Source organism: Tabrizicola oligotrophica, from assembly GCF_011008935.1.
In the GTDB taxonomy this organism is placed as follows: Bacteria; Pseudomonadota; Alphaproteobacteria; order Rhodobacterales; family Rhodobacteraceae; genus Tabrizicola_A; species Tabrizicola_A oligotrophica.
In genome coordinates this window covers 124,402-137,311 of record NZ_JAAIVJ010000005.1, presented here as the reverse complement: position 1 = coordinate 137,311, position 12,910 = coordinate 124,402, and the positions used below count along the sequence as shown (strand labels likewise).

At 66.8% G+C, this 12,910-nt stretch carries 11 protein-coding genes; 6 read left to right on the top strand and 5 right to left on the bottom strand.

Annotation, left to right across the window (positions count from 1 at the left end):
* Window positions 1–6: 6 nt before the first annotated feature.
* From G4Z14_RS10390 to G4Z14_RS10380, 3 genes are read right to left on the bottom strand one after another with little or no spacing between them, the layout of a single operon-like run.
* A complete protein-coding gene (locus tag G4Z14_RS10390; protein WP_164625415.1) occupies window positions 7–1,212 on the bottom strand; it encodes an ABC transporter permease in 1,206 nt (401 codons plus the stop codon).
* Window position 1,213: 1 nt separating this feature from the next.
* Window positions 1,214–1,915 carry an ABC transporter ATP-binding protein gene (locus G4Z14_RS10385; protein WP_164625413.1) on the bottom strand — a complete coding sequence of 234 codons (702 nt, stop codon included), beginning with the start codon at window positions 1,913–1,915 and terminating at the stop codon, window positions 1,214–1,216.
* A gap of 1 nt (window position 1,916) precedes the next feature.
* Window positions 1,917–3,170, bottom strand: a complete 1,254-nt coding sequence (locus G4Z14_RS10380) for an efflux RND transporter periplasmic adaptor subunit (protein ID WP_164625412.1) — start codon at window positions 3,168–3,170, stop codon at window positions 1,917–1,919.
* A gap of 406 nt (window positions 3,171–3,576) precedes the next feature.
* Between G4Z14_RS10380 and G4Z14_RS10375 the strand changes: the two genes are divergently transcribed.
* Window positions 3,577–4,245: a hypothetical protein gene (locus G4Z14_RS10375; protein ID WP_164625410.1), complete on the top strand. Its 669-nt coding sequence runs from the start codon at window positions 3,577–3,579 to the stop codon at window positions 4,243–4,245.
* Window positions 4,246–4,260: 15 nt separating this feature from the next.
* Here G4Z14_RS10375 and uraH read toward each other — a convergent pair whose 3' ends face one another.
* Entirely contained in the window at window positions 4,261–4,617 is a 357-nt protein-coding gene (gene uraH, locus G4Z14_RS10370; protein WP_164625408.1) for a hydroxyisourate hydrolase, read from the bottom strand.
* A 142-nt stretch (window positions 4,618–4,759) separates the two neighbouring features.
* Between uraH and puuE the strand changes: the two genes are divergently transcribed.
* The 4 genes from puuE (at window position 4,760) to G4Z14_RS10350 (ending at window position 8,873) form a co-directional block, all read left to right on the top strand.
* Window positions 4,760–6,175: an allantoinase PuuE gene (puuE, locus tag G4Z14_RS10365; RefSeq protein WP_164625406.1), complete on the top strand. Its 1,416-nt coding sequence runs from the start codon at window positions 4,760–4,762 to the stop codon at window positions 6,173–6,175.
* Complete coding sequence (locus G4Z14_RS10360) at window positions 6,172–7,014, top strand: bifunctional allantoicase/(S)-ureidoglycine aminohydrolase (protein WP_164625405.1); 843 nt, start codon at window positions 6,172–6,174, stop codon at window positions 7,012–7,014. The genes puuE and G4Z14_RS10360 overlap by 4 nt, the downstream gene beginning before the upstream one ends.
* A gap of 82 nt (window positions 7,015–7,096) precedes the next feature.
* Window positions 7,097–7,582, top strand: a complete 486-nt coding sequence (locus tag G4Z14_RS10355; RefSeq protein ID WP_164625403.1) for an ureidoglycolate lyase — start codon at window positions 7,097–7,099, stop codon at window positions 7,580–7,582.
* A 91-nt stretch (window positions 7,583–7,673) separates the two neighbouring features.
* Window positions 7,674–8,873 carry a UbiH/UbiF family hydroxylase gene (locus G4Z14_RS10350; RefSeq protein WP_164625401.1) on the top strand — a complete coding sequence of 400 codons (1,200 nt, stop codon included), beginning with the start codon at window positions 7,674–7,676 and terminating at the stop codon, window positions 8,871–8,873.
* A 63-nt stretch (window positions 8,874–8,936) separates the two neighbouring features.
* Here the strand turns inward: G4Z14_RS10350 and G4Z14_RS10345 are convergent, their stop codons facing one another.
* Window positions 8,937–10,061 (bottom strand): aminotransferase class V-fold PLP-dependent enzyme, encoded by a 1,125-nt coding sequence (locus G4Z14_RS10345; protein ID WP_164625399.1) that lies wholly within the window; start codon window positions 10,059–10,061, stop codon window positions 8,937–8,939.
* A 219-nt stretch (window positions 10,062–10,280) separates the two neighbouring features.
* Here G4Z14_RS10345 and G4Z14_RS10340 point away from each other — a divergent pair, with 219 nt between their 5' ends.
* Window positions 10,281–12,842, top strand: a complete 2,562-nt coding sequence (locus tag G4Z14_RS10340) for a putative PEP-binding protein (RefSeq protein ID WP_164625397.1) — start codon at window positions 10,281–10,283, stop codon at window positions 12,840–12,842.
* Window positions 12,843–12,910: the final 68 nt, after the last annotated feature.

The following is a 12,910-nucleotide window of genomic DNA, read 5'->3' as shown; positions in this document are numbered from 1 at the left end:
CCGCCGCTACTGGTGGCGCAGCGCCTCGATCGGGTCCATCCGGGCGGCGCGGCGGGCGGGGAAGAAGCCGAACACCACCCCGACCACCGCCGAAAAGCCGAAGGCCAGCGCGATGACAAGGGCCGAGGGCGTGAACGGGATCGCAAGGTAGACCGATCCGCCCCAGGCCAGTGCCAGACCCACGGCGATGCCCAGCACGCCGCCCAGCACCGACAGCACGACGGCCTCGATCAGGAACTGCATCAGCACCTGCCCGCCGCTGGCCCCCACCGCCAGCCGGATGCCGATCTCGCGGGTGCGTTCTGTCACCGAGACCAGCATGATGTTCATGATGCCGATGCCGCCGACCAAAAGGCTGACCGCCGCCACCGCCGACAGAAGCCCGGTCATCACCGAATTGACCCCGGTGAGCAGGGTGTTGAAATCCTTCATGTCGGTCACCGAGAAATCATCGGCCTCGCCGATGTCGATTTCGCGCCGCTCGCGCATCAGGACCTGCACTGTGCGGATACCGTCCGCCGAAGCGACCGATTTCAACAGCGCCACCGTGATCGAGCCGACATCGGTATCGCCCTGCAAACGCCGGTGCATGGTCTTGACCGGGATCAGCACCACCTCGTCCTGATCCTGCCCGAAACTGCCCGCGCCGCGCGCCGACAGAACGCCGATCACCTCGCAAGCCAGCCCGCGCACCCGCAGGGTCTCGCCCAGCGGATCGGCGCTGCCGAACAGCTTGTCGCGCACCGTCTGGCCCAGCAGGCAGACCGCCGCCCCCGAGGCCTCCTCGCCCGGCTCGAAGGCGCGACCCAAGGCCAGCGGCCAGTTCTGCACCATGAGATAATCCGCGGTGGTGCCCGAGACCTGCGCGCTGGTGTTGGCATTGCCGGCCACCAGCGGATAGGTGGCGGCCGCCTGCGGTGCGACATGGGCGACGATGGACAGTTCCGACAGCGCCGCCGCGTCCTTCAGCGTAAATCGTGGCGCGGGTTCACCGCTGGGCGGCCCCATCCGCACCCGCCCCGGCCGCAAGACCAGCACATTGGTTCCCAGCCGTTCGACCGAGGCCTTGACCTGCGCCGAAGAGCCCTCGCCCACAGTCAGCATGGCGATGACGGCGGCAACGCCGATGACCACGCCCAGCACAGTCAGGAACGACCGCAGCTTGTTGCGGATGATCGCCGTGAAGGCCAGCCGGACCGCTTCCCACAGCATCTCAGGCCCTTTCCTTCACCGGCTCATCGCGCGTCAGGTGGCCATCGGTGAACACCATCAGCCGCCCGGCGTAATGGGCGATGTCGTCCTCATGAGTGACCATGACAATGGTGATGCCCTCCTCGCGGTTCAGCGCCTGCAACAGCCGCATGATTTCGTGCCCCCGCGCGGAATCAAGGTTGCCGGTCGGCTCGTCGGCCAGGATCACCTCCGGCCCGCCCGCCAGCGCCCGGGCAATCGCCACGCGCTGCTGCTGCCCGCCTGACAGTTGCGAGGGATCATGGCTCTCGCGGCCCTCCAACCCGACCTTGCGCAGCGCCTCGCGCGCCAGCGCCCGGCGTTCGGCCGCGGGCAGGCCCTTGTAGATCAAGGGCAGTTCCACATTCTCCAGCGCCGATTGCCGCGCCAGAAGGTTGAAGCCCTGAAACACGAAGCCAAGGGCGTGGCGGCGCAGGAGCGCCCGGCGGTCCTGATCCAGACCCTGCGCCGGAATGCCCTTGAACAGGTATTCCCCCGAGGTCGGCCGGTCGAGACAGCCGATGATGTTCATCGCGGTGGATTTGCCCGACCCCGAAGGCCCCATGATCGACACGAACTCGCCCGGCCGGATGTCGAAACTGACGCCGTCCAGCGCCCGCACTTCGGCCTCGCCCGCACCGTAGCTGCGCGCGACATTGCGAAAGGAGATCAGCGGGGCGGACATCTCAATTGGCCTGCGTGACCTGATCGGTGATGACGGCATCCCCTTCGGCCAGCTCCGCGCCCGAGACGATGGTATTGCGCCCGTCGGTCGCGCCGATCGCCACCGCGACCTCCACCGGCACGCCGCCCCGCAGCACCCAGAGCGAGCGGCCCGAGGCCACCGCCTGCGGCGGGTTGCGGCTGGCCGGCGAGGGCAGGATCAGCCCGGCCAGCCCCGCGGCGCCCTGCCCGCTGGCGCTGCGCGGCGGCGCCCAGCGCAGGGCGGCGTTCGGCACCAGAAGCGCGCCGGTTTCCTCGGCCACGGTGATCGTCGCGGTCGCGGTCATGCCGGGACGCAGGCGCAGATCGGGATTGTCCACCGCCAGCACCGCCTTGTAGGTCACCACGTCATCGGTCACTTCCGAGGCATAGCGCACCTGGGTAATGGTGGCGACAAATTCGCGGTTGTCAAAGGCATCGACGGTAAAGACCGCGCTCTGCCCCACCGCGACCTGCCCGATGTCGGCCTCATCGACATTGGCCAGAAGCTCCATCCGCGTCAGGTTCTCGGCCAGCACGAACAGCACCGGATCGTTCAGGCCCGGCCCGACGATCTGGCCGCCCTCCGCCTTGCGGTTCAAGACCACCCCGTCGATCGGCGAGCGGATCACCGCCTTGTCCAGATCGGCCCGGGCAAGGGCCAGATTGGCCTCGGCCAGCGTCAGATCGGCGCGGGCCATGTCGACGGCGGCGCGGGCGCGGGCATCGTTGGCCTCGACCGTCACCATGTTCGACCGGCTGGCAAGGCCCTTGTCCGCCAGTTCCTGCTGGGTGGCCAGCGTCGCGGCCACCTCGCGCGCCGTCGCCTCGGCCTGTACCAGACGGGCGCGGGCCGAGGCCTCTTGCGCCTCGGCATTGGCAACCTGCGCGGCAATCTTCGAGACATCGAGCCGCGCCAGAACCTGACCGACGGCAATGCTGTCGTTGTAATCCACCTCGACCGCGGCCAAGGTGCCGGCCAGTTCAGAGGACACATCGACCCGTGTGGTCGGCTGCAAGGTGCCCGTGGCGGTGACAGTCACGGTCAGATCACCCCGGGCAACCGGCGCGGTTGCATAGGTGGCTTCCTCGGTCCCCGAGGTGCCCGCCTGCGCGAGCCAATAGCCGGCAAAGGCCAGAGCCGCGACCAGGGCCACCGCCCCGGACCAAAGCCACCCGCGGCTGCGGCGCGGCGGCTTTTGCAACAGCGTCGCCAGATCGTCCTTGCGCTCAGCCATCCCGTATTCCTTGCATCCACTCCGGCCTTGAACGGCGGCCTGCGAAAGTTCCGCCGCTGCGCCGTCAAAATGGCCGCAAAGCGCAGCATCGGACAAGGGGCAGGCTTTCACATCTTCGCGGTTCATTGCCACAATTGGCCGCCGAAAACCGCAAAACCTGTCCTTTTAGACAGGTCCGGATCGGCAGGTCGCGCCGAAAATCATCGCATTTTTGCCACGACTTTGCCGCAAGATCGCAGCGCAATTGCGGCACGCCGCCACAACACATTGATTTAAAGGCAGGTTTTTTATCGGCGATTGCCGGCCGAAACAGTTACGAACTTCTTAATTTCCTCTTTCGTGCCCTTTTTGGGCCGCTTTTCCCGCATGTTCTTGGCACCAAGAAAGTACAACCCGGAGGTCTGCCATGCCGAAGGAACAAGTAAGCCGTGTTGCCGAAATGCTTTTCCACGACGAGCCGCTGTGCGATTTCGCCCGCACGGTCGCCGAAATGGAAACCGGGCTGGCCCGCATCTGCGGTCAGCGGCCCAAGCTCACCTGGGACTGCGATGACGTTGCAAGCTTTGATATGCCGGGCGTCCGCATCCTGCTGAGCCAGTCGGAAAGCCCCTATCCCGGCTTTGCCTCCCGGCTGGTGGTTTCGGTCGGCCCCTCCCCCATCGCGGCGCTGCTCGATCAAGGGTCGATGGTGCATGCCTCGATCTGTGTCCGGCTGGTGAACCGGCTCAAGGAACGCTGCCCGCCGGCCGAATTGCGCTGGAATGACATCAAGGGCGTCGTCACGGCGGAAGATGTCGATCTTCTGGCCGAAGGCATGGCGACCCGCGAGCGCAAGTTCGAGCAGAAGAAGAAGCGTCCGGGCATCTTTACCCCGCATATCGGCAGGGCGCCGGACAACCAGTCCGCCCTGCGCGATCTCCGCGCCGCGCTGCGTCGCGACATCCCCGAGACCGACATGCATGCCGGCTGGAACCGGGTTGCCGACAGCGCCTATGAGCTGGCCGCGACCATGGCCATCCTGCCCGCCTCCGCGATGCATTTCGCGGCAAGCTGGTATCGCATGGCGGTTCGCTGAGCCGCCAGCCGCGGCTCAACTGCCGCGATAGGTCGAATAGGCAAAAGGGCTGATGAGCAGCGGCACATGGTAATGCTGGCTGACGTCCGGAATGCCGAAGCGGATCGGGATCTGGTCGAGGAAAAGCGTGCCCTCCCCCGCCTGCCCACTGGCGCGCAGGTAGTCCCCCGCAAAGAACACCAGCTCATAGCTGCCTGCGGTCAACTCCTCTCCCAGAAGCATCGGCTGGTCGGTGCGCCCGTCGTGGTTCGTCACCACCTCCTTCAGCTTGTCGCGCCGGTCCCCCGACAGCCGGTAAAGCGCGATCCGCACTCCCGCCGCAGGCTTGCCGCGTGCCGTATCCAGAACATGGGTCGAAAGCCGTCCGGCCATGGGAGCCTCCCTTTTCCTGCATTCCGTTCTACTCCGGACCGGCAAAAATGCTTTGCCCAAGGCCGGCATAGGTGCTTCATGGATTATTTGATAAATCCTGACCGCATGCGCGCCTAGTCTGCATCAACTGCAGGAGAGACAGATGAACCGATACCCTCGCGATTTCCGGGGTCATGGGCCCGATGCCCCCGACGCACAATGGCCGGGAGGCGCGAAGATCGCCGTTTCCATCGTGCTGAACTATGAGGAAGGCGGCGAGAACAACCTGCTGCACGGCGACGCGCAGTCCGAGGCCTTCCTGTCCGACATCGCCGGCGCCGCGCCCTGGCCGGGGATGCGGCACTGGAACATGGAATCGATCTACGACTACGGCGCGCGGGCCGGGTTCTGGCGGCTGCACCGGCTGTTTGCCGAACGGAACATTCCGGTGACGATCTACGGCGTCACCTCGGCCCTCGCGCGCAACCCCGAACAGGTGGCGGCGATGAAGGCCGCGGGCTGGGAAATTGCCAGCCACGGGCTGAAATGGGTCGATCACCGCGACATGGCGCCCGAAGAAGAAGCCCGCCAGATCGCCGAAAGCTTCCGCCTGCACGAAGAGGTGGTGGGCGAGGCCCCGCAGGGCTGGTACACCGGGCGCTGTTCGATGAACACGGTGCGGCTGACCGCCGAAACCCGCCGCCTGGCCTGGATTTCCGACACATATGACGACGACCTGCCCTATTGGCTGGAGGCCGGCGACCATGACCAGCTGGTCATCCCCTACACGCTTGAAGCCAACGACATGCGCTTTGCCACAGCGCCGGGCTACATCACCGGCGAGCAGTTCTACCAGTATCTCAAGGACAGCTTCGACACGCTTTATGCCGAAGGGCTGGACGGCCGGGCCAAGATGTTCTCGATCGGGCTGCACAACCGGTTGATCGGCCGGCCCGGCAAGTTCGCCGGCCTGAAGAAATTCCTCGACTATGCCCGCACCCATGACGGCGTCTGGTTCCCGCGCCGCATCGACATCGCCCGGCACTGGGCCAGCACTCATCCGCACCGGCGCATCGAGCGCCCCTCGCAGATGACGCGCGAGCGCTTTGTCGCCCGTTTCGGCTCGATCTTCGAACATTCGCCCTGGATCGCCGAACGCGCCTTTGATCTGGAGCTTGGCCCGGCGCATGACTGCGCCACCGGCCTGCTGAACGCCCTTGCCCGCATGTTCCGCTCGGCCAGCGCCGACGAACGGCGGGGCGTACTGACTGCCCACCCCGACCTTGCGGGCAAGCTGGCGGCCGCCAGGCGCCTGACACCGGAAAGCACCCATGAACAGGCCAGTGCCGCGCTCGATGCGCTGACCGACACCGAGCGCGCCACCTTCCAGCGCCTGAATGCCGACTATGTCGCCAAACATGGCTTTCCCTTCATCATCGCCGTGCGCGACAACACCAAGGACAGCATCCTTGCCGCCTTCCACGCCCGCATCGGCAATGACACCGCCACCGAGTTTTCCACCGCCTGCACCCAGGTCGAGCGCATCGCCGAGCTGCGCCTGAAGGATATCCTGCCATGACCCAATATTACGCCCCGCCCGGCGGCCTGCCGCCGCAAACCGCGCTGATGACCCAGCGCGCGGTGTTCACCAATGCCTATGCCTTCATCCCGCGCGGCTGCTTTTCCGACATCGTCACCAGCTTCCTGCCGGGCTGGACGCACACCCGGCTCTGGCTGATCGCGCGCCCGATGTCGGGCTTTTCCGAGACCTTCTCGCAATATGTGATGGAGGTGCAGCCCGGCGGCGGCTCGGACGCGCCCGATGCCGAGGACGGCGCCGAACACTGGCTGTTTTTCACCGACGGTCTGGCGACACTGACCATCGACGGCACCGGCTATGAGCTGGACGCCGGCGGCTATGCCTATATCCCCGCCGGCAGCCGCTGGACCCTGCTGGCCGAGGGCAAGACGCCCGCCCGCTTCCATTGGCTGCGCAAGCTTTACGAACCCGCCCCCGGCACCCCGCGCCCGGAACCCATCGTCACCAATGAACGCGACGTGCCGATCCGTTTCATGCCCGACACGCAGGACCGCTGGGGCACCACGCGCTTCGTCGAGCCCGACGATCTGCGCCATGACGCCCATGTCAACATCGTCACCTTCCAGCCCGGCGGGGTGATCCCCTTCGAGGAAACCCATGTCATGGAGCACGGGCTTTACGTGCTGGAGGGCAAGGCGGTCTACAAGCTCAACCAGGACTGGGTCGAGGTCGAGGCCGGCGATTTCATGTGGCTGCGCGCCTACTGCCCGCAGGCCTGCTATGCCGCCGGGCCGGGCCGCTTCCGCTATCTGCTTTACAAGGACGTCAACCGCCACGCCACGCTGCGCGGACCGGGAGCCTACCGCCCCGCCCGCTGAAGCCTTCAATGTGGCCAAAATATCCTCGGGGGGTCCGGGGGGCGACGCGCCCCCGGGGGCTGACCGGGGCGAGAGGTCTGCCATGCCAGAGATCCTACCCCTTCCCCTGACCGCCGCCGCCTTCGCCGCCTTCGGCGATGTGCTGGAGGCCGCTGGCGATTTCCGGCTCATCAACGACGGCATGTGCCAGCGCCACCATGACCGGGCGAGGCTTGACTTCGGGCCAGATGGCCGCGCGGGAATTTCGGTGTTCAACGCCACCCCCCGCGCCCTGCCTTATGTCTTCGATCTGGTCGAACGCCATCCCGAGGGCAGCCAGGCCTTCCTGCCGCTGTCGCAGCACCCTTTCCTCGTCATCGTCGCGCCCGACGCGGACGGCCGCCCCGGCACGCCGCAGACCTTCCTGACCAATGGCGCGCAGGGCATCAACCTGCACCGCGGCACCTGGCATGGCGTGCTGACCCCGCTGCAGGCCCCGGGCCTTTTCGCCGTCGTTGACCGCATCGGCACCACCGCCAACCTTGAAGAATACCGCTACGCCCAAAGCTGGCGGGTTGTCGCGGGCTGATGCCCGCCTTTGATTCCCGCCCGTGACACCTTGCCCCTTCGCTTTCCCGGCGCGGCAACCTACAGTGCGCCGGGCGAAAAGGGGGCCGCGGATGGACCGTATCAAGACCGATATCCTTGTCTCGGGCGGCGGTGTCGCCGGGCTGACGGCGGCGGCGGCCTTTGGTGCAGCCGGGTTCTCGGTGATCTGCACCGACCCCAGCCCCCCCGTCACCGAACGCGACGCCGAAGGGGCCGACCACCGCTCGACAGCCTTCCTGCACCCGTCAATCCCGGTCCTGCAGGCGGCGGGCCTCTGGTCCCGGCTTGCCCCCCATGCCGCGCCCCTGCAGATCATGCGGATCATCGACGCCGGCGGCCCGGTGTCCGAGCCGCGCGTCATCAAGGATTTCGACGCCGCCGAGCTTTCCGACCAGCCCTTCGGCTGGAACCTGCCGAACTGGCTCCTGCGCCGCGAGATGGTGGCGCGGCTGGCGGAGTTGCCGAATGTCACCTTCCTGCCCGGTACGGCCACAGCCAAGGTCCTCTTGCGCGAAGCCGAGGCGCTGGCCACCCTGTCGGATGGCCGCCGGGTTTCGGCCCGGCTGATCGTGGCCGCCGACGGCCGCAACTCCACTGTGCGCGAGCAAGCCGGGATTGCCGTGAAAACCACGCGCTACGGGCAAAAGGCGCTGGCCTTTACCGTCAGTCACCCTGTCCCGCACGGCAATGTCTCGACCGAGATCCACCGCTCCGGCGGGCCGTTCACGCTGGTGCCGCTGCCCGACCGCAATGGCAAACCGGCCTCGGCGATCGTCTGGATGGAGACCGGACCCGAGGTCGCCCGGCTTGCCGCCCTGCCAGTGGCCGAGTTCGAGGCCGCGCTCAACGACCGCTCCTGCGGCATCCTTGGCCCGCTGACGCTCGATTCGGCGCGTACCGTCTGGCCGATCATCACCCAGATCGCCGAGCGCATGGTGGCGCCCCGTGTGGCGCTGATCGCCGAGGCCGCCCATGTCATGCCGCCCATCGGCGCGCAGGGGTTGAACATGTCGCTGGCCGATCTGTCGGCGCTGCTGGACCTGGCCATCGCCGCGCCGGGCGATCTGGGCAGTGCGCAAATGCTGGCAGCGTTTGAAAGGAAGCGCCATCCGGAGGTCAAGGCCCGGCTTGCCGGCATCGACCTTCTGAACCGCACCTCGATGCTGGGCGAGCCCTTCCTGCGCGATCTGCGCGCCGGCGCCCTGAACGCGCTTTACTCGCTTGGCCCGGTGCGCAAGACGCTGATGAAAGCCGGGCTTGGCGTGCGGTGATCTCTTCGGGCGCCTTCGGCTTCTCATCGTCACGACGAGCGCCGAAGGCGACGAGGAGTTGGCTCACAGCACCTGATCGACCGCCGCCTTCAACCGCGCGACGGTGGCGTCGACGTCCGTGAGCTTGTCCAGCCCGAACAGCCCCAACCGGAAGGTGCGGAACTCGGCCCCTTCGCCCACCTGCAACGGCACGCCTGCAGCAATCTGATAGCCCAGCGCCCTGAACTTCGCGCCGCTCTGCACCTCGGGATCGGCGGTGAAGCTGACCACCACCCCCGGCGCCTGAAAGCCGGTTGCCGCGACCGATGGCACACCCTTGGCCGCAAGCATCGCCCGCACCGCCCGCCCCAGCGCCCATTGCGCCGCTTTGGCCTCGGCAAAGCCCATGGCCTGCGTCTCCTTCATCGCGGCGTGGAAACCGACGATGGCATCGGTCGGCATGGTGGCGTGATAGGCATGGCCGCCTTTCTCATAGGCCTCCATGATCGACCGCCACTTCTTCAGGTCGATGGCAAAACTGTTCGATGTGGTCTCGGCCAGCCGCGCCTCAGCGCGTGGGCCCATCACCACCACCCCCACTGCCGGCGAGGCCGACCAGCCCTTTTGCGGCGCCGAGATCAGCACATCGACGCCAAGTGCCGCCATGTCCACCCAGATGCAGCCCGAGGCGATGCAATCCAGCACCATCAGCGCGCCCACCTCATGCGCGGCCGCGGCCATGGCGGCGATATAGTCGTCGGGCAGGATGATGCCGGACGACGTCTCGACATGCGGGGCAAAGACCGCATCGGGCTTGCCCTCGCGGATCTTTGCCACCACATCCTCGATCGGCGGCGGGGCAAAGGGCGACTGCGCAGCATTGCCGCTGGCCCGCGCCATTACCACCGTGGTTTCCCTGGCAAAGCCCCCGGCTTCGAAGATCTGGGTCCAGCGATACGAGAACCAGCCGTTGCGCACAATCAGCGCCCGGCCCTGCCCGAACTGCCGCGCCACCGCCTCCATGGCATAGGTGCCGCCCCCCGGCACCAGCGCCACGGCGCTGCCATTGTAGACCTCGCGCAAAAGGCTTGAGACTTCGCGCATTACCCCCTGAAACCGCGCCGACATGTGGTTCAGGCTGCGGTCGGTGAACACCACCGAAAACTCTTGCAGGCCGCCCGCGTCGATATGGTCATGCGGCAGTTTCATCTTTGGTCTCCCTTGCAAATCCAGCCCCGACACTAGCGGCTTTCACGGCCAAGACTGCACAAAAAGCGACGCCGATTTTCGCGCTATGGCGAAACCTGTTTCCTGAAGCGGCGGAAAACCCGGCATTTCATGGGAAATCCGCCGGTTTCATCGCCATCGTAACGCTTGCGTGACGGGCGTTCGGGTGTATCCTGCGCCCGCAAAGGAAAGGTCGCCGCAGTGCAGAAAAATCCGCCTCTCGACTATTGCGAAGTCACGCCGTCGGCGGCGATCACGCCCTCGGCGCATGGCTGGCGGGCGAAATGCCTGCAGCGGCTGGTGCGGCTGGATCTGCCGGTGCCGCAGACCGTGGCCCTGCCGGCGCAGACCGTGCGTGCAATCGCGGCGGGGCACACGCTGGATACCCGCGCCATTCTGGCGCATTTCGGCGCGACGCCGCTGGTTTCCGTGCGTCCCTCGCCTGAGAATCCCGATTGGGGCGGGCCGGGGACAGTGCTGAATGTCGGCATGAATGCCGGTCGGCACATGGCGCTGGTGCAGCGCCATGGCGCCGAAGCGGCGGATGCGCTCTACCTTCGATTTGTGCAATCCTATGCTACGCATGTCGCCCGACTTGACCCCGATATGTTCGATGACATCAAGCCCGGCCCGAAGGCCCTGGATGAGGCGCTGCGCCAGTACGAGCGCGAGATGGACGAGCCCTTCCCCGAAGATCCTGCCCAGCAGCTTTCCGAAGTGCTGCGCTCGATGGCGCGGGCGTGGGAAGGCACCTCGGCCCGGCTCTTGCGGCAGGCCAAGGGCGCCCCGGTCGAGGCGGCGCTTGGGCTGGTGGTGCAGGCCATGGCGCAGGGCATCGGTCAGGGGCTTTCGGGCTCCGGCGTGATCCAGTTCGTCGATCCGGTCACCGGGCTGCCGCAGGTCACGGGGCGGTATCTGGGCAATTCCCAGGGCCGCGACGCGCTGAAGAAAACCGAGGCAATGTATCTGACGCGCGATCCGCGCGGGCCATCGCTGGAAGACCTCTCGCCCGAGATCTTCGGGCAGCTGGCCCATCACGGCGCAGCCTGCCGCACCCGCCTGCGCGAGGAGATGCAGATCGAGTTCACCATCGAGGACGGCCAGCTGTCGGTCCTGGATGCAGTCAAGGTGCAGCGTTCGGCCCGGGCCGGGCTGAAGATCGCCGTGGCGCTGGCGCAGGACGGGATCATTTCCCCCGAGGAGGCGGTGCTGCGGGTCGAACCCCGGGCGCTGTCGGAACTGCTCCATCCGCAGGTTGATCCGCGCGGCGCGCGCGATGTGTTCGCCAAAGGCATCGCCGCCAGCCCCGGCGGCGCGGTCGGGCGGCTGGTGTTCTCCTCGCCCGCCGCACAGGCCAGCGCGGCGCGGGGCGAGCCTTGCATCCTTGTCCGCCGCGAAACCGCGCCCGAGGACATTCGCGGCATGCATTCGGCAGTCGGCGTGCTGACCGAACGCGGCGGCGTGACCTCCCATGCCGCCGTCATCGCGCGCGGGCTGGGCCTGCCCTGCGTCGTGGGGGCCTCGGGCCTGCGGCTGGAGACCAAGGACAAGAAGCTGACTGCCGCCGATGGCCGGGTGTTCCGCGAGGGCGATCTGGTGACGCTCGACGGCACCACGGGTGAGGTGCTGGCCGGGGCGGCGGACATGCTGGCACCGGCGCTGGATGACAGCTTCCGCACGCTTCTGGGTTGGGCCGACGCGGTGCGCGACATCGGCATCCGGGCCAATGCCGACACCCCCGCCGACGCCGCTCAGGCCCGCCAGTTCGAGGCGCAGGGCATCGGCCTGTGCCGCACCGAACACATGTTCTTCGACGAAGACCGTCTGGTGGTGATGCGCGAGATGATCTTCGCCGACACCTCGCAGGACCGCGCCGCCGCGCTGGCCCGGCTGTTGCCGATGCAGCGCGAAGATTTCGTGCAGCTGTTCGAGATCATGGCCGGGCTGCCGGTCTGCATCCGCCTGTTCGACCCGCCGCTGCACGAATTCCTGCCGCATTCCCGCGAGGGCCTGCGCGAACTGGCCGAGGCGCTGGACAAGCCCTTGTCCGATGTCACCCGCCGGGCCGAAGCGCTGGCCGAGTTCAACCCGATGCTGGGCATGCGCGGCGTGCGGCTGGGGGTGGTGCTGCCGGAAATCTACGCCATGCAGGCGCAGGCGATTTTCGAGGCGACAGTCGAGATCGCCAAGAAGGGCGCGCCGGTGGTGCCGGAAATCATGATCCCGCTGGTTTCGGCCCGGCGCGAGGTGGAACTGGTCAAGACCCATATCGACGCGGTGGCCGCCGCGGTGCGGGTCAAGACCGGGGTGCAGTTCGATTACAAGCTGGGCGTCATGGTGGAAACGCCGCGCGCGGCGCTGCGCGCCGGCGAGATTGCCCAGCACGCCGCCTTCCTGTCGTTCGGCACCAACGACCTGACGCAGATGACCTATGGCCTGTCGCGCGACGATGCCGGGCGCTTCATGAACACCTATGTGCAGCAGGGCGTTTTCCCCGAAGACCCGTTCCATATCCTTGACGTTGACGGCGTCGGAGAGCTTTTGCACATCGGTGCAGAGCGCGGGCGCCATACCCGCAAGGACCTGACTCTGAGCATTTGCGGCGAGCATGGCGGCAATCCCGAATCAATCGCCTTCTGCCGCCGTCAGGGATTCGATTACGTCTCTTGCAGCCCGTTCCGGGTGCCTTTGGCGCGTCTGGCGGCCGCTCATCTGGCCTTGGCCGATCGTGTGGATAACCGGAAATTTGGCACAAAATCATGATTTTGCACCACGAAGCTAAAATGGCACGTGAGGAATTTCGGCGGGTTTCCGCCGAAACCCTGCAAATT

What these genes read in the sequence shown, in the direction of transcription:
- G4Z14_RS10390 (WP_164625415.1), bottom strand. Translation starts at nt 1,212, where the DNA reads ATGCTGTGGGAAGCGGTCCGGCTGGCCTTCACGGCGATCATCCGCAAC.
- G4Z14_RS10385 (WP_164625413.1), bottom strand. Translation starts at nt 1,915, where the DNA reads ATGTCCGCCCCGCTGATCTCCTTTCGCAATGTCGCGCGCAGCTACGGT.
- G4Z14_RS10380 (WP_164625412.1), bottom strand. Translation starts at nt 3,170, where the DNA reads ATGGCTGAGCGCAAGGACGATCTGGCGACGCTGTTGCAAAAGCCGCCG.
- G4Z14_RS10375 (WP_164625410.1), top strand. Translation starts at nt 3,577, where the DNA reads ATGCCGAAGGAACAAGTAAGCCGTGTTGCCGAAATGCTTTTCCACGAC.
- uraH (WP_164625408.1), bottom strand. Translation starts at nt 4,617, where the DNA reads ATGGCCGGACGGCTTTCGACCCATGTTCTGGATACGGCACGCGGCAAG.
- puuE (WP_164625406.1), top strand. Translation starts at nt 4,760, where the DNA reads ATGAACCGATACCCTCGCGATTTCCGGGGTCATGGGCCCGATGCCCCC.
- G4Z14_RS10360 (WP_164625405.1), top strand. Translation starts at nt 6,172, where the DNA reads ATGACCCAATATTACGCCCCGCCCGGCGGCCTGCCGCCGCAAACCGCG.
- G4Z14_RS10355 (WP_164625403.1), top strand. Translation starts at nt 7,097, where the DNA reads ATGCCAGAGATCCTACCCCTTCCCCTGACCGCCGCCGCCTTCGCCGCC.
- G4Z14_RS10350 (WP_164625401.1), top strand. Translation starts at nt 7,674, where the DNA reads ATGGACCGTATCAAGACCGATATCCTTGTCTCGGGCGGCGGTGTCGCC.
- G4Z14_RS10345 (WP_164625399.1), bottom strand. Translation starts at nt 10,061, where the DNA reads ATGAAACTGCCGCATGACCATATCGACGCGGGCGGCCTGCAAGAGTTT.